Annotated in this window: 26 protein-coding genes, 2 tRNA genes and 1 rRNA gene; 15 read left to right on the plus strand and 14 right to left on the minus strand. The window is 61.1% G+C overall.

Translation table 11 applies throughout. The features are described from left to right. A 16S ribosomal RNA gene (locus ACVWXC_RS05570) occupies nt 1–287 on the minus strand; the annotation flags it as partial. A gap of 283 nt (nt 288–570) precedes the next feature. Between ACVWXC_RS05570 and ACVWXC_RS05575 the strand changes: the two genes are divergently transcribed. After that, on the plus strand, nt 571–1,038 hold the full coding sequence (locus ACVWXC_RS05575) for a peroxiredoxin family protein (RefSeq protein WP_011431112.1): 468 nt from the start codon (nt 571–573) through the stop codon (nt 1,036–1,038). Here ACVWXC_RS05575 and ACVWXC_RS05580 read toward each other — a convergent pair. Beyond that, entirely contained in the window at nt 1,035–3,404 is a 2,370-nt protein-coding gene (locus ACVWXC_RS05580) for a glycoside hydrolase family 31 protein (protein ID WP_240530530.1), read from the minus strand. The two genes, ACVWXC_RS05575 and ACVWXC_RS05580, sit on opposite strands and share 4 nt — an antisense overlap. Nucleotides 3,405–3,950: 546 nt before the next feature. On the opposite strand from ACVWXC_RS05580, the gene ACVWXC_RS05585 reads away from it, so the two are divergent. Further along, a complete protein-coding gene (locus ACVWXC_RS05585) occupies nt 3,951–5,039 on the plus strand; it encodes a PQQ-dependent sugar dehydrogenase (RefSeq protein WP_011431110.1) in 1,089 nt (362 codons plus the stop codon). Nucleotides 5,040–5,097: 58 nt separating this feature from the next. Here the strand turns inward: ACVWXC_RS05585 and ACVWXC_RS05590 are convergent, their stop codons facing one another. Both ACVWXC_RS05590 and ACVWXC_RS05595 read right to left on the minus strand, forming a co-directional pair. Continuing rightward, nucleotides 5,098–5,547, minus strand: coding sequence for a hypothetical protein (locus tag ACVWXC_RS05590; protein WP_041438520.1), 450 nt, complete (start codon nt 5,545–5,547; stop codon nt 5,098–5,100). A gap of 210 nt (nt 5,548–5,757) precedes the next feature. Beyond that, nucleotides 5,758–5,829 (minus strand) — tRNA-Val (locus ACVWXC_RS05595). Between the two features lie 177 nt (nt 5,830–6,006). Here ACVWXC_RS05595 and ACVWXC_RS05600 point away from each other — a divergent pair. After that, nucleotides 6,007–6,762, plus strand: coding sequence for a segregation/condensation protein A (locus ACVWXC_RS05600; protein ID WP_457391638.1), 756 nt, complete (start codon nt 6,007–6,009; stop codon nt 6,760–6,762). A 47-nt stretch (nt 6,763–6,809) separates the two neighbouring features. Here ACVWXC_RS05600 and ACVWXC_RS05605 read toward each other — a convergent pair whose 3' ends face one another. Next, entirely contained in the window at nt 6,810–7,313 is a 504-nt protein-coding gene (locus tag ACVWXC_RS05605; protein WP_011431108.1) for a DUF6679 family protein, read from the minus strand. A gap of 227 nt (nt 7,314–7,540) precedes the next feature. On the opposite strand from ACVWXC_RS05605, the gene ACVWXC_RS05610 reads away from it, so the two are divergent. Both ACVWXC_RS05610 and ACVWXC_RS05615 read left to right on the plus strand, forming a co-directional pair. Continuing rightward, on the plus strand, nt 7,541–8,401 hold the full coding sequence (locus ACVWXC_RS05610; RefSeq protein ID WP_011431107.1) for a prephenate/arogenate dehydrogenase: 861 nt from the start codon (nt 7,541–7,543) through the stop codon (nt 8,399–8,401). A gap of 130 nt (nt 8,402–8,531) precedes the next feature. Continuing rightward, nucleotides 8,532–9,275 carry a response regulator transcription factor gene (locus tag ACVWXC_RS05615; protein WP_099812881.1) on the plus strand — a complete coding sequence of 248 codons (744 nt, stop codon included), beginning with the start codon at nt 8,532–8,534 and terminating at the stop codon, nt 9,273–9,275. Here the strand turns inward: ACVWXC_RS05615 and ACVWXC_RS05620 are convergent. After that, nucleotides 9,272–9,580 carry a hypothetical protein gene (locus tag ACVWXC_RS05620; protein ID WP_414511347.1) on the minus strand — a complete coding sequence of 103 codons (309 nt, stop codon included), beginning with the start codon at nt 9,578–9,580 and terminating at the stop codon, nt 9,272–9,274. The two genes, ACVWXC_RS05615 and ACVWXC_RS05620, sit on opposite strands and share 4 nt — an antisense overlap. Before the next feature lie 326 nt (nt 9,581–9,906). Further along, nucleotides 9,907–10,836, minus strand: a complete 930-nt coding sequence (rsmH, locus tag ACVWXC_RS05625; RefSeq protein ID WP_011431104.1) for a 16S rRNA (cytosine(1402)-N(4))-methyltransferase RsmH — start codon at nt 10,834–10,836, stop codon at nt 9,907–9,909. A gap of 333 nt (nt 10,837–11,169) precedes the next feature. Between rsmH and aroA the strand changes: the two genes are divergently transcribed. Then, nucleotides 11,170–12,504, plus strand: coding sequence for a 3-phosphoshikimate 1-carboxyvinyltransferase (gene aroA / locus ACVWXC_RS05630; RefSeq protein WP_011431103.1), 1,335 nt, complete (start codon nt 11,170–11,172; stop codon nt 12,502–12,504). Between the two features lie 24 nt (nt 12,505–12,528). Then, a complete protein-coding gene (locus tag ACVWXC_RS05635) occupies nt 12,529–12,861 on the plus strand; it encodes a TIGR03792 family protein (RefSeq protein ID WP_099812882.1) in 333 nt (110 codons plus the stop codon). Here the strand turns inward: ACVWXC_RS05635 and ACVWXC_RS05640 are convergent. After that, a complete protein-coding gene (locus ACVWXC_RS05640) occupies nt 12,858–13,625 on the minus strand; it encodes a DUF502 domain-containing protein (RefSeq protein ID WP_168173335.1) in 768 nt (255 codons plus the stop codon). The genes ACVWXC_RS05635 and ACVWXC_RS05640 overlap by 4 nt on opposite strands. Nucleotides 13,626–13,919: 294 nt before the next feature. Here ACVWXC_RS05640 and ACVWXC_RS05645 point away from each other — a divergent pair, with 294 nt between their 5' ends. The 3 genes from ACVWXC_RS05645 to ACVWXC_RS05655 all read left to right on the plus strand — a co-directional run bounded on the left by ACVWXC_RS05645 (nt 13,920) and on the right by ACVWXC_RS05655 (nt 17,189). After that, nucleotides 13,920–14,387 carry an SRPBCC family protein gene (locus tag ACVWXC_RS05645; protein WP_011431100.1) on the plus strand — a complete coding sequence of 156 codons (468 nt, stop codon included), beginning with the start codon at nt 13,920–13,922 and terminating at the stop codon, nt 14,385–14,387. A 70-nt stretch (nt 14,388–14,457) separates the two neighbouring features. Continuing rightward, nucleotides 14,458–14,961, plus strand: coding sequence for a GNAT family N-acetyltransferase (locus ACVWXC_RS05650; RefSeq protein ID WP_099813335.1), 504 nt, complete (start codon nt 14,458–14,460; stop codon nt 14,959–14,961). Nucleotides 14,962–15,083: 122 nt separating this feature from the next. Then, the gene (locus tag ACVWXC_RS05655) at nt 15,084–17,189 is read left to right on the plus strand and encodes a thioredoxin domain-containing protein (protein ID WP_457391633.1); all 2,106 of its coding nucleotides are present in this window, start codon (nt 15,084–15,086) and stop codon (nt 17,187–17,189) included. Between the two features lie 64 nt (nt 17,190–17,253). Here the strand turns inward: ACVWXC_RS05655 and ACVWXC_RS05660 are convergent, their stop codons facing one another. Further along, nucleotides 17,254–17,682: a Fur family transcriptional regulator gene (locus ACVWXC_RS05660; RefSeq protein WP_011431097.1), complete on the minus strand. Its 429-nt coding sequence runs from the start codon at nt 17,680–17,682 to the stop codon at nt 17,254–17,256. 244 nt (nt 17,683–17,926) lie between these two features. On the opposite strand from ACVWXC_RS05660, the gene ACVWXC_RS05665 reads away from it, so the two are divergent. From ACVWXC_RS05665 to ACVWXC_RS05680, 4 genes are all read left to right on the plus strand, one after another. Next, nucleotides 17,927–19,123 (plus strand): metallophosphoesterase family protein, encoded by a 1,197-nt coding sequence (locus tag ACVWXC_RS05665; protein ID WP_457391631.1) that lies wholly within the window; start codon nt 17,927–17,929, stop codon nt 19,121–19,123. A gap of 294 nt (nt 19,124–19,417) precedes the next feature. After that, nucleotides 19,418–19,489 (plus strand) — tRNA-Val (locus ACVWXC_RS05670). Nucleotides 19,490–20,041: 552 nt separating this feature from the next. Beyond that, the gene (locus tag ACVWXC_RS05675) at nt 20,042–20,815 is read left to right on the plus strand and encodes a PspA/IM30 family protein (RefSeq protein ID WP_011431094.1); all 774 of its coding nucleotides are present in this window, start codon (nt 20,042–20,044) and stop codon (nt 20,813–20,815) included. Nucleotides 20,816–20,983: 168 nt separating this feature from the next. Next, nucleotides 20,984–21,448 (plus strand): pentapeptide repeat-containing protein, encoded by a 465-nt coding sequence (locus ACVWXC_RS05680; RefSeq protein WP_011431093.1) that lies wholly within the window; start codon nt 20,984–20,986, stop codon nt 21,446–21,448. Between the two features lie 11 nt (nt 21,449–21,459). On the opposite strand, the gene cysQ is transcribed toward ACVWXC_RS05680, so the two are convergent. The 5 genes from cysQ to rpsP form a co-directional block, all read right to left on the minus strand. Continuing rightward, a complete protein-coding gene (cysQ, locus tag ACVWXC_RS05685; RefSeq protein ID WP_011431092.1) occupies nt 21,460–22,257 on the minus strand; it encodes a 3'(2'),5'-bisphosphate nucleotidase CysQ in 798 nt (265 codons plus the stop codon). A 17-nt stretch (nt 22,258–22,274) separates the two neighbouring features. Further along, a complete protein-coding gene (gene hisF / locus ACVWXC_RS05690; protein WP_011431091.1) occupies nt 22,275–23,036 on the minus strand; it encodes an imidazole glycerol phosphate synthase subunit HisF in 762 nt (253 codons plus the stop codon). A gap of 27 nt (nt 23,037–23,063) precedes the next feature. Beyond that, on the minus strand, nt 23,064–24,167 hold the full coding sequence (locus tag ACVWXC_RS05695; protein ID WP_011431090.1) for a Get3/ArsA fold putative tail anchor-mediating ATPase NosAFP: 1,104 nt from the start codon (nt 24,165–24,167) through the stop codon (nt 23,064–23,066). Further along, the gene (locus tag ACVWXC_RS05700; protein ID WP_011431089.1) at nt 24,164–24,424 is read right to left on the minus strand and encodes a KH domain-containing protein; all 261 of its coding nucleotides are present in this window, start codon (nt 24,422–24,424) and stop codon (nt 24,164–24,166) included. Before ACVWXC_RS05700 ends, ACVWXC_RS05695 begins: the two co-directional genes overlap by 4 nt. Nucleotides 24,425–24,487: 63 nt before the next feature. Continuing rightward, nucleotides 24,488–24,955 carry a 30S ribosomal protein S16 gene (gene rpsP / locus ACVWXC_RS05705; protein ID WP_011431088.1) on the minus strand — a complete coding sequence of 156 codons (468 nt, stop codon included), beginning with the start codon at nt 24,953–24,955 and terminating at the stop codon, nt 24,488–24,490. Nucleotides 24,956–25,193: 238 nt separating this feature from the next. Here rpsP and ACVWXC_RS05710 point away from each other — a divergent pair, with 238 nt between their 5' ends. Then, on the plus strand, nt 25,194–25,631 hold the full coding sequence (locus ACVWXC_RS05710; protein ID WP_414346108.1) for a TerB family tellurite resistance protein: 438 nt from the start codon (nt 25,194–25,196) through the stop codon (nt 25,629–25,631). Nucleotides 25,632–25,663 lie beyond the last annotated feature (32 nt).

Consider the following 25,663-nt stretch of genomic DNA (forward strand, 5'->3'; position numbering starts at 1 on the left):
TGTGGCGGGCCATCCTCTCAGACCCGCTACGGATCGTCGCCTTGGTAGGCCATTACCCCACCAACTAGCTAATCCGACGCAGGCTCATCCCTAGGTGGATTGCTCCTTTCAGCTCGCGCCTGTATGGGGTATTAGCAGCCGTTTCCAGCTGTTATCCCCCTCCTAGGGGTAGATTCCTACGCGTTACTCACCCGTCCGCCACTGACACCCGAAGGTGTCCGTCCGACTTGCATGTGTTAGGCATACCGCCAGCGTTCATCCTGAGCCAGGATCAAACTCTTCGTAGAAAACAAAGAGCTTGTCTCAAAAGCTTGACAGGGTTGAGTGCTTGTCAGAACAGGGCTCCCGCGGTCCTTTAAACCCCAGAAGCTCTCTGTCCTCGGGTGGTTGACTGCTGTTACTTGTCAAGGTTCTGGCGCGCCGTGGCCGGTGGCCTTGCTGGCGCTTTACTACCTTACCCCCACCTCAACCCATATGTCAATACCACCCACCATAACCCCTCCAGACGCAGCAAGGGATCCGGATTCGCCGTTAGACTGGTGAGGGGATCTTAAGGTTTCGGACGGCTTTATGGGGATTGTGATTGGGACTGCAGCTCCTGACTTCAACCTGCCTGCAGTGGGGAAAGGGATCCCGAAGGGGGCGACGATTTCGCTGGGGGCCTACCGAGGCAAGAGCAAGGTGTTGCTGGCTTTTTACCCGGCGGACTTCTCGCCGGTGTGCACAAGCGAGATGCGCTGCTTTCGGGAGGATTGGGGAGCTTTTCGGGCGGCAGGGTGTGAGATCCTGGGCATCAGTAGCGATCCCCTCTCTCGACACGAAGCTTTTGCCGAGCAGCTTAAGCTGGAGTTTCCCCTCCTAAGCGATGTGGATAGGAAGGTGAGCCAGCTCTATGGGGTAGACAGTTTTTTGGGGACGCGGCGGGCCTATTTTGTGGTGGACAGCCAAGGGATCCTGCGCTATCAGCATGTGGAGTGGCTGCCCATCTTCAAGCGGGACAACCGCGAACTGCTGGAGGCGGTGAGGGCAGTGGGCTAGGGGCGGGATCCTTCTGGAGTGGGCAGGCGAATCTGCTGGGCTTGTCCGCTGTCTGCCAAAATAAGCGGGCTCTGGCCGAGGGGCTCGAGGATCCAGTTGCGTTGGGGCGGGATCCAACTGCCCTGGCGCGGCTGGATCTCCAGGATGAGCTGGTGGGCTTCTTGGCGCAGGCAGAAAGTGGTGGTGGCCCAATGGCCGCTTTGGTAGGCGAGGGTTTGGCCGTCGTCTTCGTAGAGGGTGAAACTGCCGTCGCCGGGATAGAGGCGGAGGTGGAGCTGGTCGCGGCGCAGGTGGGCGGTGGATTGGCAGGGAGGAGCCAGGGGAAGGATGGAGCCGCCGCGCACAAACAGGGGAAGCTGCTCCAGAGAGGCGGGGACGAGGATGGAGCCGGGGCCGCGCTGGGCTTGGCCTGTCCACCAGTCAAACCAAGTGCCTGCGGGGAGATAGACGGCGCGGCAGCGGACGCCGGGGCGGACGACGGGGGCAGCCAGAAGAGCGGATCCCAGCAGGGCTTGATCCGAGATCTCGTAGGTCTGGGGATCGTCGGGAAATTCGTAGAACAGGGGGCGCAGGATGGGGGAGCCGGTTTGGCTGGACTCCCAGAAGAGGCTGTAGAGGTAGGGCAGAAGCCGGTAGCGAAGCTGGATGGCCTGCCGAGCAATGGCTTCCACCTCAGGGCCAAAGCTCCAGGGCTCGTGGGGACGGGTGCCCAGGGCGCTGTGGCCGCGCATGAGGGGGTAGAGGATCCCCATTTGCATCCAGCGGGCAAACAGTTCAGGAGTGGCATTGCCCCCGAAGCCGCCGATGTCGGCCCCGACAAAGCTAACTCCCGACAGGCCCAGGTTGAGGAGCATGGGCAGGGACATCTCCAGGTGTTCCCAGGAGGATTGGTTGTCGCCTGTCCAGACGGCAGCCCAGCGCTGGATCCCGGCAAAGCCGGAGCGGGTGAGGACAAAGGGGCGCCGGGCGGGGTTGAGCTGTTCTAGACCCTCGCGGGAGGCGCGGGCCATGAGCAGGCCGTAGAGGTTGTGTACCTCGGCGTGGGTGGTGCGCTCCTCAGGAGGGCCTTGGGGGGCGTCGGGGGGGATATCCACGATCTGGCCGCCGTCGCCGAAGGGGCGGTCGTTGAGGGCCGGCTCGTTCATGTCGTTCCAGATGCCATCCACACCGGCTTGGGTGAGAACCCGTTGCCAGGATCCCCACCACCGCCGCACTTCGGGGCACGAGAAGTCGGGAAAGAGGACTTTGCCCGGCCAAACATAGCCGTGGAAGAGGTGGCCATCGGCGCGGCGAATGAAGAAGTCCTGGGCCAGGCCCTCGTCAAAGACGGCGTAGTCAGCTTCGGGATCGAACTTGACGCCGGGATCGACAATGGCTACCCCTCGGAAGCCGGCTTCGTGAAGCTGGGCCATGAGCTGGGCTGGTTCAGGGAAACGGCGGGGATCCCAGGTAAAGACCCGGTAGCCGCGCATGTAGTCAATATCCAGGTAGATGGCGTCGCAGGGGATCTGGCGCTGGCGAAATTGCTTGGCGACAGCCAGAACCTGGGCGGCGCTGGCGTAGCTCCAGCGACACTGCTGGTAGCCGAGGGCCCAGAGAGGAGGCAGGGGGGTTCGCCCGGTGAGCTGGGTGTAGGTCTGGAGCACCAGGGCGGGGGTGGGGCCGTAGATGAGGTAGTAGTCCAGCTCGGGGGCGCGCACTTCGATGGCCCACTGTTTAGGATCCGCCTGGCCCAGGTCGAACTGGCTCCAGTGGGTGCAGTGCAGAAAAAGGCCGTAGGAGAGGCCAGGACGTAGAACCAGGGCGAAGGGAATGGCCAGATAGAGGTTGTCGCTCTGGGCGTCGTAGCCCCAGCAGTCGCGGGTCCAGTGGCTGTAGCGCCGGCCCCGCTTGTTGAGCAGGCCAGCCCGTTCTCCCAGGCCGTAGATGCGCTCGGCGGGGTGGAGGGATTTGACCAGGCGGATGTCATCGGATCCCCAACTGAGGCCGGCGGGGAGATCGGCACAAAAGACCTGGCCTTGGGGATCGCGAAAGCTAAAGCGGAGGGGATCCCGGTCGATCTGCAGTTGCACCTGAGAGGTGGCTAGGTGAACTTGGGTGGGGCTTTCCTGCAGCTCAAAAAAAGCCGGCGGCCACTCTTCATCCGCCAGAGCCACATCCCAAGAGCGGCGGGGCAAGAACTCGCCGCTGGGGCTAAAGCGCAGCCGCAGCAGACGAGGGGTGAGCACCTGCACAGACCAGCAGCCCTGCCTGCAGAGCAATTGGATCCCTCTGGGATGGATCTGGAGTTCCTGCAGGGATCCGCAGGTTTGCCGCTGGGGTGGGCGGGCGGGGAATTGGCCGAAGATCTCGCCGGGTTCCAGCATGGGTTGGGGACAGATCGCCGCCCTCAAGGCTAACCCAAGGCCGCAAGGGAACAGGGAGCTCCCCACTCTTGTGCGCAGCCAACTTTGCTCCCATCGGTACATCTTTTTGTGAAGAGCATGCCTCTAACCCTCAAAACCCTGAACTTTGCTGAATTTACTGAGCTTTAAGCGGTTTGGCAAAAGTCATTGAGAGGGATATAGTAGACCAAGTTTCCCCCTGATCCTTGAGTCCACCGCAACGGTTGCCGGGAAGTGAAGGGGGAAAGCGCTCGGGGGGTATTCCTCAGGGCTTTGCGGGATACCGCCTTCCTGCTCAGAGATAGGCAGGATGCGATCGCTTCTTTCCTGAACCATGTTCAGGAGAGTTCAGCGTGAATGTATCAGCAGCAGCAATGATCGGCTAGCTCAGACCTCAAAATCCATCGCGAAAACGAGGCGGCAATGGCCATGCGGATCCCGGCGATACCACTCCTCTCCTTGTTGCTTTTGGGAGGGGTATTTGTCCCTGCTGCCGTGGGGGCCTACCCGGTTAGCCCGGAAACGGTCATGTCCCTGCAACAGGGGGATCACGCCCAAGCTCTGCCCAGAGCCAAAAGCCAGCAGCGCTTTCGGGTGGTGACGTTGGCAAGCGGGCTGGAGCATCCCTGGGGAATGGCCTTTCTGCCGGATGGCACCATCCTGGTTACCGAACGTCCGGGCCGGCTGCGCCGAGTTACCGAGCAGGGGTTGGATCCCCAGCCCATTGCCGGGGTGCCGGAGGTGTTTGCCCGCGGCCAGGGAGGGCTGCTGGATATCGCCTTGCACCCCAACTACGCGGAGAACGGCTGGATTTACCTGTCCTATGCGGCTCCTGGGCCGGGCGGCGGGGGGACGCGGGTGGCGCGGGCCCGCCTGGGGGAGAAGGGACTCCAGGATCTGGAAGTGATCTTTGACATGGAGCGCAAGACGCCTGCCCAACAGCACTTCGGCTCCCGCCTGGCCTTTGACGAAGAAGGGTTTCTCTACATCAGCACCGGCGACCGCGGCGAGCGGGATCGGGCTCAGGATCTGGGGGATGCTGCTGGCAAGGTGTTGCGCGTTACGGATACAGGCGGGATCCCGGCGGACAATCCTTTCGTGAATCAAGCGGGGGCTTTGCCGCAAATTTTTACCTACGGCCACCGCAACATTCAGGGAATGGCCCGCCACCCCGATACAGGAGCCATTTGGACGCACGAACATGGGCCGCAAGGTGGGGACGAGATCAACATCTTGGCCCCCGGCATCAACTACGGCTGGCCCCTGATTACCCATGGTCGGGAGTACAGCGGCGAACCGGTTGGTCAAGGACTGGCGGCAGCTCCTGGATTGGCTTCGCCGCTGCTGCACTGGACCCCCTCCATTGCCCCTTCTGGCATGACTTTCTACACAGGAGAGGCTTTCCCCGAATGGCGAGGCAACCTATTCGTGGGAGCGCTGGCCGGGCAACACCTGGCGCGCTTGGTGCTGGATGGGGATCGCGTTGTGGCAGAAGAGCGCCTTCTGGAAGGGGCGGTTGGCCGTATCCGGGATGTGCGCCAGGGGCCGGATGGCTTGCTTTACCTGCTGACGGATGCCCCCAACGGATCCCTGTTGCGCTTGCAGCCAAGCTCTTGATTGGGGTTAAGCTACATGGCCCCAGCCCCGGCAGAGTTTCTAACTCCCACTGCCGCCACTACAAGAACTTGACATCTTGCTCAAGGGGGAGTGGCTCTCCTGTTTGGGAGTCCGTATGGTGACAGGCAAAGCATTCCTCTGGAGTTAGCTTAATAACCTGACCTGGAGCGGGAAGAAAGAACATCCTTAGCTCTTTGGTCGGGATCAAGACGGTTTTGCCATTTGGGGCCTTGCGCTTGTGTTTTTCGTCAGTGAAGGTCCTGACAACGCAAGATATTGGATAGTATTCGCTGGTTTGGAGCTTGGCTTCCAGAAGCGCTCTCCAGTAGGGGCTGTACCCGAAAACCCACTGACCCTTGGAAAACTTGAGATCGAATGCTTGGCTCCAAATTCTGCTGTAAAAGGTGATAATAGACGTCTTGACTTTGTAGGCTCCTGTTATCTCCTCTAAGTGAGATAAAAACTCGCCGGCAGTCAATGATTGAGGAGGGTTGGTGAAGGGACTCATGCAGCATCTCCTAGCTTTTGGTTATAGTCAGGGGAGCCCTGCATCTTCCCAGCCTACCCCGATTGAAGCACCTGCCTAAGGGCAGGGAGGAAGCTGTCTGTCCTCGTTGCCGATAAGCGGTGGCTCCCCAGCAAAGGCGGGGGAGCCTGTAGACAGAAGCAGCACCCAGCAGGAGAAGGGGGAGCTCTGTCTGCTAAAGGTCAAAACCTATGGGCGGTACAAGATTCGAACTTGTGACCCCTTCCGTGTGAAGGAAGTGCGCTACCACTGTGCTAACCGCCCTTACTCTCACTCTAGCAACTGCTAGAGCTGGACTACTATCTTACACGATTCTTACACGATCGCGCCGCCTCTGCACAGCCGGTTGGCTTGAGAAGTTGAGCTGGAGGTTTGAATCCGGCTGGAGATGGCCGGGATCCCGCTTGGGGGCTACAGTGAGGGACAGAGGCTAGGGGCACTATGGACTACTCACCGACTGAAGAGGCAATTGCTTTGCTTATCGATTTGGCGGAACGGGGCGAGATTAACCCGTGGGATGTGCAGGTTATCGACGTCATCGATCGGTTTTTAGCCCGTATGGCTCCCACTGCCAGCAGCCATGACCTGTCGGAGTCGGGACAGGCTTTTCTCCATGCCGCTATGTTGGTCTATCTCAAGGCGATGGCGCTGTCGAAGCCGGAAGACGAAGAAAGTGAGGAGACCAACCCGGTGCAGGTGGAGGAGGATCCCTGGCTGAGTTGGTCGTCGGCCCAACTGGATCGCGTGTTGCAACCCAGGGCCGTGCCCCGCCCGAGTCGGACTCGGCCCATCACCCTCAAAGAACTAATCGGCCACCTGCAGGAGCTGGAGACCTTGCTGGAACAGCGCCTTGAGCCTGCCTCAAGGCCCCTGGCTCAACGGGTTTCTCGCAAGCAAGCGCTATCAGCAGTCGCTCAGTTGGCCCACCCAGAAAACCTCGTAGAGACCGCCGCCGAGCTGGAATCTCTGCTTGCCCAACTTTGGCAGCAGGGTCTCGCCCAAATCAGCTTTGACGACCTGCAGCAATACTTTTGCCAAGAAAGCGCTCTAAAAGGCAGTGGTGGGGCTTCCCACCCGATTCAGGTGTTCTGGTCGCTATTGCTAATGGCTTCTCGCTCGCAGGTTGAGCTTTACCAGGAGGAGTTCTACGGCCCCTTGACCATTCGTCCCTGCCGTAGGGGATCCCTCCTAGAATAGATCCTACCCAGGGATCCCTTTCTGCCGCTTTCCATGAAGACTGCGGCTCAGTCGTGGTTGCCCTCCCGCTGGCCTTCCACATCGTTTCGGGCCCGATCCGCCCGTTTGAGGTCTTCTCCGTTCAGGCGCAGGGGCAGCAAAGACTCCGCTTCGCCGTCACGGACGGCAGAGGTTTCCCGATCCAGGTAATACTCTTCAAGGCGCTCGCTGCCGGCATGCTCTTCGCTGAGGGGCTCTGTGGCGCGAGGCGAAGAGGGAGAATGCAGTAACTCAGCAGGAGGACAATCCTCGGAAATGAGCAAATCCGAGGTGCTGAGCACCCCTTTCGGGATGGAGGAAAGGCGCTGGGCAACAGCTCCGATGCTCTCCAAACGAATCATCTCCTCCCAGGAGCAAATCTCCTCTTCGTCTTCCGTTTCGTAGCGAACCAGGATGGTATCCCCTTCGATATCGAGGATCTTGGCTCGTTCCAGCCAGCGTCCCTGATCGCGCAGGTAGATCCACACATCCTTGCCTTCGCGGCTGAGTTGATAGATCCTACGATGAAGCACGGTCCCCTCCTGAGATGAAAGATCCGGGCGAACTGTTGTGGGGGTTACCCAGTTCATCCTTCCATCTTAGCTGCTGGATCCCTCCGCTGTATGCTTTTTGCGCGGCGGGATGGAGCCTTTAATCTGGCTTTAATCTGGTTTTAATCTGGAAGGGATCCGGAAAGGCCGTCTCTCCATGCCCCAAGCCGTTTCAGAGTACTTAATAGTAACCATAGATACGGAAAACCATGCGCATTGCCATTGTCGGGTTGGGGTTGATCGGCGGATCCCTGGCCCTCAAACTCAGCGAAGAGGGTTATCCCGTCTGGGGGATCAGCCGCAATCGGGCCACCTGTCAGGCGGTGCTGGAACGGGGAGCGCTGCAGGGCTGTGGAACCGATTTGGCTCAGTTGGCTGATTTCGATCCCCAGGTGGTGGTGATCTGCACCCCCCTGGAGCAGGTATTGGTCACGCTGGCGGCCTTGGTGCCCCATCTATCGCCGCAGACGGTGGTGAGCGATGTCGGCTCGGTGAAACAACCGATTGTTGCTCCGGCAACGGAATTGTGGCCGCTGTTTGTTGGAGGGCACCCGATGGCCGGCAAGACGTTGCAGGGCATCCAGGCGGCGGAAGCCAGCTTGTTTCTGGGGCGGCCCTATGTACTCACTCCCCTCCCCCAGACGCAGCCGCAGGCGATCGAGGCGATGAAAGAACTGGTGACAGCGGTCGGTGCAGAAGTTGTCCTGGCCGATCCGAAACGCCACGACCAGGCGGTGGCCTGGATCAGCCATTTGCCGGTCATGATCGGCGCCGGCTTGATCGCTGCTGTCGGCCAAGAGGAGGATCCCGACATTCTGGAGTTGGCTCGCACCCTGGCCAGCAGCGGGTTCCGAGATACCAGCCGTGTCGGTGGCGGGATCCCGCAGTTGGGGCTGGAGATGGCCCGTCACAACCGACAGGCGCTCCTGGCCGCCCTGCGTGGCTATCAAGTCCAGTTGGGGAAAATAGAGCGGCTGATCGAAGGCGAACGGTGGGAGGAGCTGCTACAGATGCTGCAACGAACCCGCCAAGAATGGCAACAGTTCCGGGTCAATCAAATACCGTCCTGAGGGGCTACCTGTAGCTGCCGTAGGGGATCGCTGGCTCGACTTTGCCACTGCTCATTAGTGCCTTGTCTTCCTTCGCAGAGATTTCTAGGGTAGGAAACATATAGAGTAGGTCGACTAGCGATCAAGGCCTGTGAGCACCCTCCTTGCTGAAGATGACACCCTTTACCGCCAACATGTGCACAGCCTGCTGATGCAGCATCTGCCTCAGTTTGGCCCGGTGTACATGGCCTCCAACGGCAGAGAGGCATTGGAGCTCTACCGTCAGCACCGTCCCAACTTCCTGTTGTTGGACATCCGCATGCCCGAGATGAGCGGGATCGAGGTGGCTCGACAAGTTTGGTCGGAGCAACCCAGTACGCGCATCATCTTTTGGTCCCACTTTGCCGATGAGGTTTATGTGCGGGAACTGCACAAGATCGTGCCGCCGCAAACTGTCTACGGCTATCTCCTGAAGAATTGCACCGACGAAAAATTGGTCAGTGCCATCCAGGCCGTGGTGCAGGATGAGCAATGCGTGATCGATCGGGAGGTGCGGGGGGTCGATTCCCGTTCGCAAAACAAAATTACCGGCCTCAGCGATGCTGAGTACGAGGTGTTGATCGATATTGCCCTCGGCCTCACCGATCAAGCTATTGCCGCACGGCGGTTTTTGTCGCGGCGAGGGGTGACCAATCGTCTGCGCAATCTCTACGACAAGCTTGAGGTGAGCAACGACCAAATTGAGAGCGAGGAGTGGGGCACAACTTTTAGCTTGCGGGCCCGCGCCATTCGCCTTGCCTTCAAGCGGGGTCTGATCAACGCCCAACTCCTGGATGAGGAGGAGGTGCACTTGGATCACTGGCTCAGCCGCTACCGCCTAGAGCCTTTGGATTAGTATCCAACCGGGTAAAAAGGAGGGGCTTGCTCGGATGCCTCCAGAGGCTTGGCTTTGCTCTGCCCCTGCCCAGAACTGGGGAGGGCAATTGGCACCTCGATCATCCGCTCCGGTACCAGAGGCACCATGTCGGAGCGATCGGCGATTTCCCGCAAGGAATTGGCGATGGACTCTTGGGTGAGGAGAAACTGTCGTTCGTTGCGCTGCATCTGCTGCCACACTTGGTAGCGCTGGCTCCATCGGCTTTGGGTATGCACCGTCCAACTGTACACACTCAGCACTGACAACCCCGAGACGATGGCCATGCCCGTGGAGATCTGCTTCCACCAGATCAGGTGCTCTCTCCAGGCGGGATCCCGGCTATGGGGATAGGCTGATTTCGAGGGTTGGGGGCGACGGGTTCTGACTTTGCCGGCGGGGAGGGGCGGGGTAGTCCTTAGATGGGAACGAGGGGCCAAGGTCGCGGTTTTGCGCTGGACAGGGAGAAAACTGCGGCCACGGCTCGCGTTCAAAGGCTGGCTGACCATAGGGGTTTGCACCTCACCCACACCAAGAAATTGCTGCCAACTGGGCCCCACTCTATCCGATCTCCACGCACCTCAGAGGGCCTCCAGGGGGGCAGGGCGGCAACTTAGCTGCTGCGGGCAGCCACTCGCAGTTTGGCGGAGCGGGCGCGGGAATTGCGTTGCTGCTCCAGCTCGGAAGGGCACAGGGGTTTGGGGGTGAGCACCTGCCAGCGGGGATCCGTACGAAAGGCCCATTTCACCAGGCGATCTTCCAGGCTATGAAAGCTGATCACGGCCAACCTGCCGCCGGGTTTTAGCCAATTGGGAGCCTGGGCCAGCAGGGTTTCCAGGGCTTCCAGTTCTCGGTTCACGGCAATGCGCAGGGCCTGAAAGATCCGCGTGGCCGGGTGGATGCGGCCCCGTCTTGCCGCCGGCGGCACCGCCTGCCAGACTACGTGGGCCAGTTGGGTGGTGGTGAAAAGGGGGCGGGAGCGTTCGATGTGGTGGGCGATGCGGCGGGCAAAGCGCTCCTCGCCATAGCGAACGAAAATGTCGATCAAGTCCTCGACGGGGCGGCGGTTGACCCAGTCGGCAGCCGTTTCCTGATCGGCAGTGGGATCCATGCGCATATCGAGCGGCCCCTCGGCGCGAAAGCTAAAGCCCCGCTCGGGGCAGTCCAGTTGGGGCGAGCTCACCCCGAGGTCGGCTACGATGCCATCGAAAGGGATCCCCTGCCCTCGCTCATCCCGAAAGCCGTGCCGCTGCAGGTCGAAATCGGCAAAGTTGAGGTGCCAGAGTTGGAGGCGATTGCCGGGGATCCCGGCTGCGGCCAGACGCGCCTGGGCCGCCTGCAGAGCCGTCGGATCGCGATCCAGCCCCACCACGCGATCCGCTCCCCTCTGCAGCAGCGCCAAGCTGTGCCCACCGCCTCCCAACGTCACGTCCAAAAACGCGCCGCCCTGCTGGGGTTGCAGGTAGGCCACCACTGCCTCCGTCAAAACGGACTCGTGGTGGTACAGAAGCATTTCCCCAAGCTCAGCTCTTGCCAAGTCCATAGGCGCAGGGGGTGGCTTTGATTCTTTCCCCGCTCCTAGCTTTACCTATTGCAGGATCGGTAGACAACTCTAGTACCATCAAACGCTAGCATTCACAACGTAAGGGCTTGCAAAAAAAAGGCCGAGGCCAGGCCCCGACCGAGGAATCCATGTTGTTAAGCTCATCCTCGAGGATAGGGTCGGCTGCCGTCAAAAGACGGGCTGTCTTCCAGTGGTTCAGGATCATCTGGGTGCAAGGCCGACCGCCGGCAAGAGCAGGGCAGGTTCCAGCCTAACGTATGATTAAGACTGCTCTTGCCTTTGTCTGTTCTTTAGTTTGGTGTTACGGCTGCTGTGCTGACCACCGCTTCTTCTGCCGACATCCTGACGCTCTCGCCCGCCCGCGGCCTGCGCGGTCAAGTGAGCATTCCAGGCGATAAGTCCATCTCCCACCGCGCCCTGATGCTGGGATCCCTGGCGGAAGGGGAAACCGTCATTCACGGCCTGTCGTTGGGGGAGGATCCCCGCAGTACGGCAGCCTGTTTTCGGGCCCTGGGGGCCGATATCCCAGAGCTCAACAGCGAGTGCGTCCGCATCCAGGGGGTGGGCTTGGATCGCCTGCAGGAGCCGGCAGAGGTGTTGGATGCCGGCAATTCCGGCACCACCCTGCGCCTGATGTTGGGGATCCTGGCTGGCCAGGCGGGTCGCTTTTTTGCTGTCACTGGGGATCGCTCCCTGCGCTCGCGGCCCATGGGACGGGTGGTGGAGCCGCTGCGGCAGATGGGGGCCAACATCTGGGGACGGGCCGGGGGCAACCTGGCACCTCTGGCTGTGCAGGGGGGATCCCTAAAGGGGATCCACTACCACTCGCCCGTGGCCTCGGCCCAGGTAAAGTCCTGCCTGCTGCTGGCGGGCCTGTTGGCAGAAGGCACTACTCAGGTTACAGAGCCGGCCCTTTCCCGCGACCACTCGGAGCGGATGTTGCGGGCCTTTGGCGCCGAGATCTCTGTCGATGTGGCGGCAAAAACCGTGGCGGTGGTGGGGGGATCCCGCCTAGTGGGCCAGACGGTGCAGGTGCCAGGGGACATCAGCTCGGCAGCCTTCTGGCTGGTGGCCGCCTCGATTGTGCCCGAGAGCGAATTGCTGCTACAGGATGTGGGTCTCAACCCCACGCGCACCGGCGTGCTGCAGGTGTTGCAGGAGATGGGGGCCGATATTCAGGTTGAGAAGCGGCGGGAGGTGGCCGGCGAGCCTCTGGGGGATCTGCGCGTGCGCTCGGCCCGTTTGCGGGGTTGCAGCATTGCCGGCGATCTCATTCCCACCCTCATCGATGAGATCCCGGTTTTGGCGGTGGCGGCAGCCTTTGCCGAGGGGACTACGGTCATTCGCGATGCGGCGGAATTGCGGGTTAAAGAGAGCGACCGCTTGGCGGCCATCGCCCAGGAACTCAGCCGGATGGGGGCCCAGGTCACCGAATATCCCGACGGCCTGGAAATCAAAGGGGGGATCCCTCTGCAGGGGGCCGAGGTGGATAGCCACGCCGACCACCGCATCGCCATGAGCTTGATGGTAGCTGCCCTGGCCGCCCAGGGATCCACCACCCTTCGAGGGGCCGACTGTGCCCGCATCTCCTACCCCGACTTCATTCCCACCCTGCAGCGGCTGATCAACCCTTCGTCCGCCTCCTAGCCAGCCAAGAGCCAACCTTTGCCAATGTCAGACCAGCCCATCGCCATCGAGCACCTCTGCTTCCGCGTTCCTCCCGGTGGCCAGAGGGCCTTTATCCTACAAGACGAGCAGGTTTGGGGGCCGGCCCTGCGCCAACAGCCGGGCTTTTTGGGCAAAGAAGTCTGGCTGGATGTAGAGGATCCCGAACTTGTCCACCTCATCCTCCGCTGGGCCAGCCGCGCCGCCTGGAAAGCTTTCCCCCCGGAGCAGGCGGAAGCCTTGGATCGGCAGATGCAGCCCTTCTACGTGCGCCTGGAGCAGGCCAAAGAATACCAGCTCTGGCAGCCCGGCCTGCCAGCAGAGGAAGCGGCCAACTAGGAAGCCTCAAAGCCCACCTCGGCAGCCGTTGAGTCGGCCCTAGTGGATGCTGCCGCCCGCTCCTGCTCCACCAACTCCCGCAGGCTGGGCATGGTTACCGCCAGAGCCCCTTCGCGCCGTTTGAGACCCGCCTCAAAGGTCTCGGGGGTCACGATCCCGCCGGAGATGAGCATCTTAAAAGCATCCTCCACCGGCATGAACACCTCCACCACCTGGTCTTCCGGCACGATGGCGTACCAGCCGGTGGTTGGGTTGGGCGTGGTGGGCACGAACAGGCTGAGGGAGCGCTGCGGCCCATCCGGTCGAATGGGAGTTTGAATGACGCCCGTTACAAAAGCTAACGCCCAAACCCCAGGCCGAGGATATTCCACCAGCACCACCCGTCGAAAGCGCTGGTTGTTGGGGGCAAACAAAACGCTAACCAATTGCTTCAGGGTTTTGTAGACCAGCCCCGCTATCGGGATGGCGTGGAGCAACTGCTCGCTTAGGTTGAGCAGCCACTGGCCAACAATGTTGCGGGCCATGAAGCCAATCAACAAAATGAGCAGGATTGGCGTCAGCAAGCCCACCGCCAGATCGATGAGGTTGATCAAAATCGGGTGCAGCCCCTGGATGGGATTAAACTGCTTGGGAATGCTGGTCAAAAAGCCAATGCTCCAGGTGGCCACTTCCACCGTCAGCCAAATGGTGGTTGCCAACGGGATCACCACCAGCAACCCCGCCACGAAGTAGTTCTTGAGATGCTGCTTCCACTGGGAAATCATGGTGAGATCGTTCCGTCGAGTCAAACAAGTGGACGCACCGAGCCGATGCAAGTGGAGCTTGCAGATGGCAACCATGATACCTGCCTTCTGCATCTCTCTCATGGGCATCAGCTGCAACTTGCCTGGAGAGAGGTTGGAGCTGCTCCAAAGCGCAAAGCCCCAAACTCGGCTGAGCTGATATTGTTATCTTAGGTCGATATAAAATTTTGTAAAGGCAGGGATCCCTCCTAGAGGCTTTGTGGTCAAGCCGTAGGATGCTCCCTCATCTCTGCCGGATGTCGTGTGGGAGGCCCTATGTCAGAGTCGGATTGGTTAGAGCACACCTGTCAGGTGGAGGTCCCGGTTCCTATCGAGCAGGTGTGGGAGCTGTGGGCCAACCTCGCCCTCATGCCGCGCTGGATGAAGTGGATCCGCTCGGTGGAGCTGCTGGATCAGGAGCTGTCGCGGTGGACACTGGATACGCGCGGCCTCACCTTCAGTTGGATCTCCCGCACCCATACGGTGGTGAAGCATCAGCACATCGGCTGGCAATCGGTGGAGGGGCTTCCCAATCGGGGGGCACTGCGGTTTTACGATCGCAAGGGCAGTACTATTGTCAAGCTGTCGGTGGCCTACAAGATCCCGGGGCTCCTCGGCAAAATCTTGGACGGCCTGTTTGTGGGCAAAGTGGTGGAGAGCACGATTCAAGCGGACTTGGAGCGCTTCAAAGCCTATGCTTTGGAGCAGGCAGGGCGGGCCGCCGACAATGCCTCCGCTGGCTAGCCTCGATCTTGCTGCCGTTTTCTGCTGCCCAGTGAACCGTTGCCAATCTTCGTTGCCCAAGGTCTGCTTCATGTCCGATCCCTCCCTCGAGCCTGTCATCACCTTTTCTCATCAACCGGTGGACAACCGCAACATTCGCTTCTCCCTGGAGCGGCAAGATCTGGATCTGGATCAGCTCCTGGTGTTGTTGAACCGCAACGCCTTTTGGGCCCAAAATCGCCGGCGGGAAGAGATGGAGCGGGCCATCGCCCACAGCCACCCGGTGGTCAGCGCCTGGGACGGGGAGCGCCTGATTGGCTTTGGCCGCGCCACCTCCGATGGGGTTTACCGGGCCGTCCTCTGGGACATCGTGGTCGATCACGAGTATCGACGGCAGGGCATCGGGCGCAAGCTGGTGGAAACCCTGATCAGCCATCCCCACCTGCAGTCGGTGGAGCGCATCTACCTGTTTACCACCCATCAGCGCGGCTTTTACGAGCGCATTGGCTTTGTGGAAAACCCCAGCACCACGCTGGTTTTGCACGGGCGTCCGCTGGATTTTTTGATCCCGGCTGCCGAACAGGAGCAGGTCTGACCAACAGGGATCCCTGGGGCAAGGGGAGGCGTAGGTCAGTGTATCTTGAACAACAGTGGGTTGGCTCCGCCTTGGGAAGAGGACGCGCTAGCCTGAAGCAAAAAGGGTGAGAGGGTGTACCTATGGCCAATCGCCTCGCCACGTGTTCCAGCCTTTACCTGCGCAAGCACGCCGAGAATCCGGTGGATTGGTGGCCTTGGATCCCGGAGGCCCTGGAGAAAGCCCGAGCCGAGGACAAGCCGATTTTTCTGTCCATCGGCTACTCCAGTTGTCACTGGTGCACCGTCATGGAGGGGGAAGCCTTCTCCGACCCGGAGATCGCCGCCTTCCTCAATGCCCATTTTTTGCCCATCAAGGTGGATCGCGAGGAGCGGCCTGATCTAGACAGCATCTACATGCAGGCGCTGCAGCTCATGAGCGGGCAGGGGGGGTGGCCCCTCAATGTCTTCCTCACGCCCGACGACCTGGTGCCGTTCTACGCGGGCACCTATTTTCCGGTGGAGCCTCGCTTTGGCCGGCCGGGGTTTCTGACCGTACTGCAGCGCATCCTGCAGTTTTACCGCCAGGAAAAAGACAAAATCGAGGACATGAAGGGCCAAATCTTGGCGGCCCTGACCACCCTCAGCGACCTGGTGCCGGAAGACCATATTCCCCCTGACCTGTTGCGCTCCGGGATCCCCAAAATCCAACCCTTGCTGGCCAACGCCGGGGCAGTGCAGCAGTTTCCCATGATGCCCTACGCCCAGTTGGTGTTGCGCTCGGCCCGCTTCGACCCGCCAGAAGGGATCCCCGGCTCGCCGACGGCGCTAGAACGGGCCAAGGAGCGAGGGATGGCCTTGGTGTTAGGAGGGATCTTCGACCATGTGGCCGGCGGGTTTCACCGCTACACCGTGGATCCCACCTGGACGGTGCCCCACTTTGAAAAGATGCTCTACGACAACGGCCAGATCTTGGAGTTTCTCTCCGAGCTGTGGGTCCACGGGATCCAGGATGCGGCCATCGAGCGGGCGGTGCGCCTGACGGTGGAATGGGTGGCGCGGGAGATGACCGCCCCTGCCGGGTATTTCTACGCGGCCCAGGATGCCGACAGTTTTGCCCGAGCAGAGGATGCGGAGCCCGAGGAGGGCGAGTTCTACGTCTGGCGCTGGCAGGAGCTGCAGGATCTGCTGGATGCAGAAACCTTCCGCGCCCTGCAGCAGGCTTTCTTCCTCTCGCCGGGGGGCAATTTCCCCGATCGGCCCGGCTGTATCGTCCTACAGCGCAGGCAAGGAGGGGAGCTGCCGCCGGAAGTGGAAACGGCTTTGACGACCCATTTGTTTCGAGCTCGCTACGGCTCCACCGAGCGGAGAACCCCCTTCCCGCCCGCAGTAGATGCCCAATCGGCCCGCCGGCAATCTTGGCCAGGACGCATTCCGCCGGTCACCGACACCAAGATGATCGTCTCCTGGAACGGCCTGATGATCTCCGGCCTGGCGCGGGCCTACCAGGTGTTTGGCGAGGAGGACTATCTGCGGTTGGCCCTGCGGGCCGCCCAATTCATCCTCAGCCAGCAGCGCCACCCCCAGACGGGATCCCTGCTGCGGTTGAACTACGATGGCACAGCCCAGGTACCTGCCCAATCGGAAGATTACGCTCTGCTGATCAAGGCCCTGTTGGATTTGCACCAGGCCTGCCTGCCGCGGACAGGCGATCCCAGCTCCCAGTACTGGCTGGAGGCCGCCATTCGGCTGCAGCAGGAGATGGACACGCGACTGTGGGATGAGGCCAGGGGGGGATACTTTGTCAGCGACGCCCAGAGCACCCCGGAGCTGCTGGTGCGGGAGAAGGAGTTTCAGGACAACGCCACCCCCGCAGCCAATGGGGTGGCTGTTGCTAACCTGGTGCGCCTGGCCGCCATCACCGGAGATCTGGACTACCTGGAACGGGCAGAACAGGCCCTGAAAACCTTTGCCCACATCATGAGCACCCAGCCGCGGGTCTGCCCCAGTTTGTTCGTCGGGCTGGATTGGTACAACAACTGGGTAAAGGCAACCCTAGAAGCGGAGCACATTGCTGCGCTGCAACAGCGCTCTTGGCCCACCACCGTCTTTGCCCTGCCCACCGCAGCCGAGCCGTTGCCGGCAGGAGCTGTGGGGTTGGTGTGCTGGGGCAGCAAGTGTCTGGCCCCCGCCGCTTCTCTTGAGCAAATCCAGTCGCAGATCGGCAAAGGGCAAAACCGAGCCTACTGACATTGGCTCATCCTCTTCCAGAAGAACTCGGGATCCCGCCCCGAGAATCTACTGGCTGGCCAGCTCAGCTTTCCCCGGGATTTTCCACCCCATAGAACTCAATGCGGTAGCTCTGGATGCGAGTGCCTGTCTTCTGCTCTACCTGGGCCAGCAGCTCCGGCGGCAGCTCCACATCTACGTCCAGGATGCGGTTGCTATCCAGGCAGTTGACATGGCTGTGAGGATGGGTACGATTGCCGTAGCGGCGCCCATCGGCGCGATCTAGGCACTCGATGATGTTGTGGCTGGCCAGAGCCTCCAGATTTTGATAGACGGATGTGTGGCCAATGGGCTTGCCCTGCCGATTGAGGCGGTCGTAGATCTCTCTGGCAGAAAGGTGCTCGCCGCATTGCCACAGCAGTTCCAAAATATAGCGACGCTGCCGGCTGAGGCGCAGATTGCACTCCCGGCATCGCTCCAAAGCAGCTTCCAAAGAATCCACAGGGCGAGGCATGGGCAAACCTCAAGTCATACCGAGTCTGAGATAGCTGGTTACTCATTCACACTAGTTTAACATTCCTAAATCGAAGTTTCCAAAGGCTGATCTCCAGATCTCCGTCGGGCATCGACCTGTCCAGGCAGTGTGCGGAGGAAAGGGCGCCAACGGGAGCGCGTCAATTATCAGTTATTTTCTTCAGTTATTTACAATACGATATCGCCTATCTACGAATATCGCTGGGGTGTTGAGGAGAAGCGGGATGCGGCGGCGCCAAATGATCTTAGGCCTGTTGGGATTGGCCGGCAGCAGTGCATTGGTGGGGGCCTATTGGGCCAGTCGGCAGCGCCCTGCTTCTGTGCCTCTATCCGCAGAGATGGGATCCCCTGCTTCCCCGCCTCCTACCCCTCGGCCTACGCCCACAGTTGTCCCCCATCCGGAAGCTCCCCGGGGCCTTTACATCCCAGCCCGCCGCGATCTGCGCCTGATGGTGATCAGCGACCTGAATGGCATCTACGGCTCGGTGGACTACGACCCGGAGGTGGATCGGGCCATCCGCCTCATCCCCTATTTCCAGCCGGATATCGTCTTGGGGGGAGGGGACATGGTGGCTGGCCAAGATCCCCGCCTGTCGGAGGAGCGCATCCGCGCCATGTGGGCAGCCTTTGACCGGCATGTGGCCGGCCCGCTTCGTGCTGCCAAACTGCCCTACGGCTTCACGCTGGGCAACCACGATGCGTCCTGTGCCCGCAGCACGCGCGGGGGCTTTCTCTTCCAAAAAGAACGGGATCTGGCCCGCGAGTTTTGGAACGACCCGGCCCACGATCCCGGTTTGAATTTTGTGGATCGAGGCGACTTTCCCTTTTATTACACCTTCGAAAAAGACGGGGTGTTTTACTTAGTTTGGGATGCCACCTGCAACTACATCCCGCCGGAACAGATGGCCTGGGCAGAAGCGGCGCTGGCCAGCGAACGAGCCCAGAAGGCCAAGTTGCGCATCGTCATCGGTCACCTACCTCTCTATGCGATTACCGTCGGACGCGACGATCCGGGAGAGGTGCTGCTGGAGGCAGACGCCAAACGGGCCCTGCTGGAGAAATATCGCGTCCACACTTACATCAGCGGCCACCACCACGGCTACTACCCCGGCCACAAGGGGCAACTGCAACTGCTCCATTGCGGCATCCTCGGCTCCGGCCCCCGCCCCCTCCTGAATAGCCCCCTGCCCCCCCGCAAGACCCTTACCCTCATCGATGTGGACTTCGACGCTCCGGAGGTTACCTACTACACCACCTACCACATGCGGGATCTGAGCGTGATCGACCAAGCCGAACTGCCCCGCTTCATCACCGGCCACAACGGCCTGGTGCTGCGCCGCGATGTTAACTGGGATAACCTCACCCCCGAAGAAATCGCCACCTGCCAAGCTCGTATTGGATCCCTGTGCCGCGACGACTGACTCTTAAGCTCAGGAGCGTTGCATCTCGGCAAAAGACTGATAGCTCCTCTGCGGATGGTAGAGATGGCGCTGCTGCACAATGTCCTGTATCGACACCTGGGAGAAGTGCCGCTTGTGCAGATGGGATCCCCGCCTGCGCTGGGCCAGGCACAAGTGTAGGAGGGGATGGACAAGGCCATAGAAGTCGTCGTCTTGGCAGCCCCGAGCGGCAAGGAGTGGGCCTCGAAGTGGCTTGCAGATGTGATATCATCAATTTCCAACCCTTGGGCAGATGCGCAGCCGCATCTTCAGCGAGGGCTGTTAACTCAGAGGTAGAGTACCACCTTGACACGGTGGGAGCCGCTGGTTCGATTCCAGCACAGCCCATTGTCAGAGGATCCCAAAGACTGATACATTCACGCTGAACTCTCCTGAACATGGTTCAGGAAAGAAGCGATCGCATCCTGCCTATCTCTGAGCAGGAAGGCGGTATCCCGCAAAGCCCTGAGGAATACCCCCCGAGCGCTTTCCCCCTTCACTTCCCGGCAACCGTTGCGGTGGACTCAAGGATCAGGGGGAAACTTGGTCTACTATATCCCTCTCAATGACTTTTGCCAAACCGCCTAAAGCTCAGTAAATTCAGCAAAGTTCAGGGTTTTGGGGGTTAGAGGCATGCTCTGCCAAAGTTCGAAAAGGCCTTGTCCGGCAAACCCTCTCGGCTTTCAGGGATCCCGACAATTCCATGCAACCTGCGAAAATCCAGGGGGGGACGGGCTCCTCTCTGCAGCGGCTGTTTTGGAGGGCTGGAGCGTTGGTCTGGGGTTACGGCCAATTTCTTCGGATCCCGGCCAGGGATCCCTATACTGGAGTAGGAGCCCTGGAAGGCGCCGGCGTGGCAAGGGTAGCATTAGGTCAAACTGCGAGAGGGGGAAACGACCGATGGGATTGTTCGATCGGGTCAGCCGGATCATCAGAGCCAACCTCAACGCGCTGATCAGCAGTGCCGAAGATCCGGAGAAAATCCTGAACCAAACCATTCAGGACATGTCTGAGGATCACTACCAAATGCGGCAGGCAGTTGCCCAGGCCATTGCTGCCCAGAAGCGGATCGAGCGGCAGTACGAGCAGGCGCAGCAGAACGTCGACGAGTGGCAAAGGCGCGCCGAGTTGGCCCTGCGCAACAACAACGAGGCCCTGGCCCGCGAAGCGCTGGTGCGCAAGAAAACCTTTGCCGAAACCGCCCAGAGCCTGAAGCGGCAGTTGGATGAGCAGACCAAACAGGTGGAAGTCTTGAAGGCCAACATGACCAAGCTGGAGAGCAAGATCGCCGAGGCCAAGACCAAAAAGGATATGCTCATCGCGCGGGCTCGGGCGGCCAAAGCTTCCCAACAAATTAACCAGGTTATCGGACGGGTGGACGCCACCAGTGCCTTCGCGGCTTTCGAGCGTATGGAAGAGAAGGTAAACGCCCTGGAAGCTCAGTCGGCGGCCGTGGCCGAGCTGGCGGTGGACAACTTGGAGCGACAGTTTGCCGCTTTGGAAGCAGGTGGCTCGGACATCGATCACGAGCTGATGATGCTGAAAGCGGCGATGGGGGGCCAATTGCCCGCCGGAGAGCAGAAAGCTCTGCCGAGAGATCAATCTGCTGCCACCAGCGAGAGCGAGGTAGATGTAGAGCTAGAAAATCTACGCCGCGAAATCGACCGGCTTTGAACGAATGGGAGGTAGCGTCTTCTTGAGAGTGTCTCCTCTGGGCTCAGGGGCGTTGGGGTATCCTAAGCAGGGGGACACAGAGTGGTAAGCTAGCCCAGAAGAGCTCTTGGCCTGCCTCTGGTGGGGTTAGGGTAGCCTTCTGCGTTTTTGCGAGAGAAACAAACAGCGATGACCACAGCGAGTATCAAACCTCTGCTGGACGCCAAGCAACTGTTGCAGGCTTATGCGTCTGGCCGGCGGGATTTTTCTGGAACCAACCTGAGCGGAGCCCAGTTGAGCGGCGCGAACTTGAGGGGCATTGTCCTGCGGGATGCCGACTTAAGTGGGGCGGATTTGCGCGAGGGGGATCTGTCGGGCGCAGATCTCTCAGGGGCCGACCTGCGCGGAGCCAAACTGCGGCGGGTGAACCTCATTGGGGCCAAGCTGGTCAAGGCCGATCTGCGGGGGGCCAACCTCTACCGGGCCAAGTTGCTCAGGGCCGACCTTAGCGAGGCCGATCTCAGCCGCGCCGATTTGCGAATTGGCGCCGATCTGCGGGGAGCCATCATCACCAACACCCGTTTTCGCGGCGCCCTCTACGATGAGTACACCAAGTTTCCGGAGGGGTTCAACCCCACCGAGATGGGCATGTAATCCCAGGCTTTCTAGGGAACCAGCTCCTGCCACAGTTGGGCTGCATCGGCGGCAGCCGCCACAAAGGGCGGGTTGTGCAGATCAGGCTTGTTGTAGCGCAAGGGATCCCCTTTTAGATCGGTGACGCTTCCCCCGGCTTGCTCGACGATGCAGTGGGCAGCAGCAGTATCCCACTCCATGGTTGGGTCGAAGCGGGGGTAGAGATGGGCGGATCCCTCGGCCACAAGGCAGAGTTTCAGGGCGCTGCCCACCGACTTCACCTCGAGGGAACCGTAGCGCCGCCGCAGCCGCTCGAGAAATTGCTCCGTCTCCGGGCCGCGGTGGGAGCGGCTGGCCACCACTTGCAGAGGGGCCTGGGCGGGCGGGCGGGCCCGGATGGGCTGATCTCCTCTATAGGCCCCCAGCCTTTGCACAGCCCTGTAGGTAAGGCCGAGAGCGGGGGCATGGACGACGCCTAAGATGGGGATCCCTGCCTCGACGAGGGCGATGTTCACGGTGAACTGGCCGCTGCGCCCGATAAACTCGCGCGTGCCGTCCAAGGGATCCACCAGCCAGAACTGCCGCCACTGTTGCCGCTCCGGATACGGGATCCCGCCGGATTCTTCCGAGAGCACGGGGAGGCCGGGGGTCAGATCTTGCAGGCCCCGCAGGATCAAGTGGTGGGCGGCCAGATCGGCTTCGGTGAGGGGGGAGGAGTCGGCCTTGTCCCTGACCCGGATCTGATCTTGCCGATAGATCTCCAAAATGGCCTGCCCGGCTGTTTCCGCAAGGCGGCTGACATGGGGCAGGAGATCGGCCAGATCCTGCATGGGCAAACTCTCCAGGTTTAGCGACGCACCGGAATGCCGTGGGCGGCCAAATCGGCTTTGATCTGGGCAATTGTCAACTGGCCGTAGTGGAGCAGCGAGGCCAACAGGGCTGCTTCTGCTCCCCCCTCTTGCAGAGCCTGGCGGATGTGGGCACATTCCCCTGCCCCCCCTGAGGCGATCACCGGCACCGCCACCGCCTCGGCCACGCGGCGGGTCAGCTCCAAGTCGTAGCCCGCTTGGGTGCCGTCGGCGTCCATGCTGGTCAACAAGATCTCCCCCGCCCCCCGCTCGGCCACGGTTTTGGCCCACTCCACCGCGTCCAGGCCCGTCGGCTCCCTCCCCCCGCGCACGTACACTTCCCAACCGCCACCCTGAGGTTTGGCACGGGCGTCGATGGCCACCACGATGCACTGGGATCCAAACCGACGGCTGGCCTGGGTGACCAGATCCGGATCCCGGACTGCCGCCGAATTGAGGCTCACCTTGTCGGCCCCGGCCCTCAACAGTTGCCGGATCCCTTCCAGATCGCGGATCCCACCTCCCACCGTGAGGGGGATAAACACCTGCTCCGCCGTGCGCCGCACCACCTCCAGCAAGATTTCCCGCTCTTCGTGAGTGGCGGTGATGTCTAGAAAAACCAGCTCGTCAGCTCCCGCCTGGTCGTAGGCCTGGGCCAGCTCCACCGGATCCCCGGCATCGCGCAACTGCACAAACCGGATCCCTTTGACCACCCGCCCCGCCGCCACATCCAGGCAGGGAATGATCCGCTTGGCCAACATCGCCTTCTCCTCCGCTGGCGCGATGGCCTAGCCAAAGGTGATGACTAAGAAAGGCTCCTGAAACTTGGCCCCGGTTACCTGCCGGCCTGCCAAGCTGGGGGGCAAGAACAAGTTGCGCCGCTGATCCCCGGCGGTGATGGTCAGTTCCGGCCCCGACTGGCTCAGCTCGATCTGGGCCTTGCTGAAGCCGGGAATAAACAGCTTGACGGTACGGGCTCCCTCGTCGATGGCCACCGGCGGCGGCACCTGCGGCACCGCGAAAATCCCTCCTACCGCCTCTTCCAAAGCCGACCAATCGGATCCCTGGCGCCGCGGCAGGATGCGCACAGGCAGCGGAGAAAAATCGGCAGCCGACACTTCCCCAGGAACCAGCGGCATGACCCAGAGGCCACCCACCGTCAGCCCCACCATCTGGGCGCTGCCCCAGAGGTAGCGGGCAGTCTGCACGGCCATCGGATCCGGGGTGGTTACCAGGTGGGCCAACACGCGACGAGGATCGGCGATGGCCTGGCGTCCCTCCTCGAAAATGTTGGTCATCCCCCCCAGCCGATTCGACAGATCCTCTAAAGACGAGAACTCCACTGTGCTGACCGATCGCAGCAGGGGCTCGACGAAAGGGCGCAGGGTTTTGGCCAAGTCGGAGCCCAAAAAAGCTTTAGAAGCCCGCCGCCAGTACCAACTGGCCACCTCCGGGATCCCAAAAGCCCGCAAGGTGGTCAGATCCCCCGGCCCATCGTAGAGAATACAGTCGTACTGGCCGCTGGCATCGTAGCGACGCAGGGCTTCCAGAGCCAGGGCCTGATCCATCCCCGGCAACACCCCCAGCTCCTGGCCGTAGATCTCCCGGAAAAAGGGAGTGCGCACGTATTGGGCTTCCAGCTCCTTGGCCGCCGTCCAGTGTTGCTCCAGGAGCTGAGTTGTGCGCAACTGCACCACACTTAAATTGGCGGCAATGGTTACCGGCTCGCCGGAAAGCGGGATCCCGCCCAAGAGCATCTCCAGCCCCGACCCCGGCTGATGGCCCACCAACAGCACCCGCCGCCCCTGCTGGGCTGCTGCCCGGGCCGCTGCCACGGCCAGGGTGCTCCGGCCTGTGCCCCCTTTGCCCAAGAAGGTAAGGATCTGGCTCATTCCCGCTCTCCAGACTCTCCGTAGATGTCGATGTACAGCGATTGCCCCGCCAACTGAGCTGCCGCCATCATTACCTGCCGAATGGCCTGCAGGGTGCGCCCGCCTCGCCCCAACACCCGCCCGCGATCCTTGGGGTCAAAAGCCAGCCGCAGCCATACCTTGCGCCCGCCACAAGTGGTTTCCACATCCATTTGCGGCGGGCCACCGCTGAGCAACGGCTCGATCAGGAGATGGACAAGGGCCTCGTAATCCGGCATGGGGAGCTAGACGACAGGGAAGAACAACTGCCGAGCCAAGCTTAACCGAAAGCGTAGCCGACCCTAGGCCTCAACCTGAGGCTTTTCCTCCTCAGGCTCCGGCTCCTGGGAGTTCGGTTCCGCTGCCGCCCCAGCCGGCTCGACTTCCCCCGGTTGCCCTGCCATCTCGGCAGAGGCCTCGCAAACAGCGGCAGGCTCCTCTGTGGACGGCGCCGGATCAGGGATCCCAGCCTCCGGCTTGGCGATAGCCGGGATGCGAATCGCGGCAACCACTCCGCCCTCGCCGGCTTTGAGCATCTCGTAGATGCCGGCCTTCCTGAGGAGGCTGTCCACCGTATCTGTAGGCTGAGCGCCACAACGCAACCACTTGAGCAGGCCTGCCGTCTCCAGAACCGTCTCCTTGGTGCGCGGGTTGTAGTAGCCCAACTCCTCCAGCGGACGACCCTCGCGGCGGGCCTTACTTTCGATGGCGACGATGCGATAAGTGGGTTGCCGTCTTTTTCCGTAGCGCTTGAGCCGCAATTTAACCATGGGGTGTCTGCTCCTCGGGGGTGCTCCGCAAGCTGTAAAGGGTTACCAAGAGAAAAAAAGATGAAGCAAGCCAAGTTGCCGCCCCTTCCCACATCCCAGCGGAAGTCTTGGCGGCTAGCTATGACACAGGCCCTCTATTGTAATCGATTTTTCCTCGGCTGAAAAAGGGTCGAATCGACACCAGGTGGCATCTTCGTGGCAAAGTTGAAGAGGAAACCCAAGCTCAGCAGCAACCCCTATGGTCAACTACGCCGACTTGACAGATGAGCAGCGCCAGCTCTACCTCAAAGCCTTGATCGCGGTGGCCCGCGTGGACGGCCAGTTGGACGAAGAGGAGAGCAACTTTTTCCTGCAAATTGCAGAAGGGATGGGCGTCGAAAAACAGGTGGCCCAAAGCTATCTGGCCGACGAGACAGGCGCAACCCTAGACCTCAGCCGGATCCCTCCTCTACACAATGCAGCCGGAGCCTTGATCCTGAGAGATTTGGCGGCGATGGCGGTGGTCAACAACGAGCTGGCGGAAAAAGAAGAGGCCCTGATTTTCGAGATCGGCAAAGCCATGCAGTTCAGCCAGGAGGAGATCAACGAGTTCTTGGACTGGGCCTTCATGGGCCTGCAATGGCAACTGAAAAGCGCCGCTCTGCTGGAGCGCTACGCTGCCGACGGCAACAGCTAGCCTTGGCTTGAGCAAAGCCCAGCCCACCCCCA

This window comes from Thermostichus sp. OS-CIW-20, assembly GCF_054061455.1.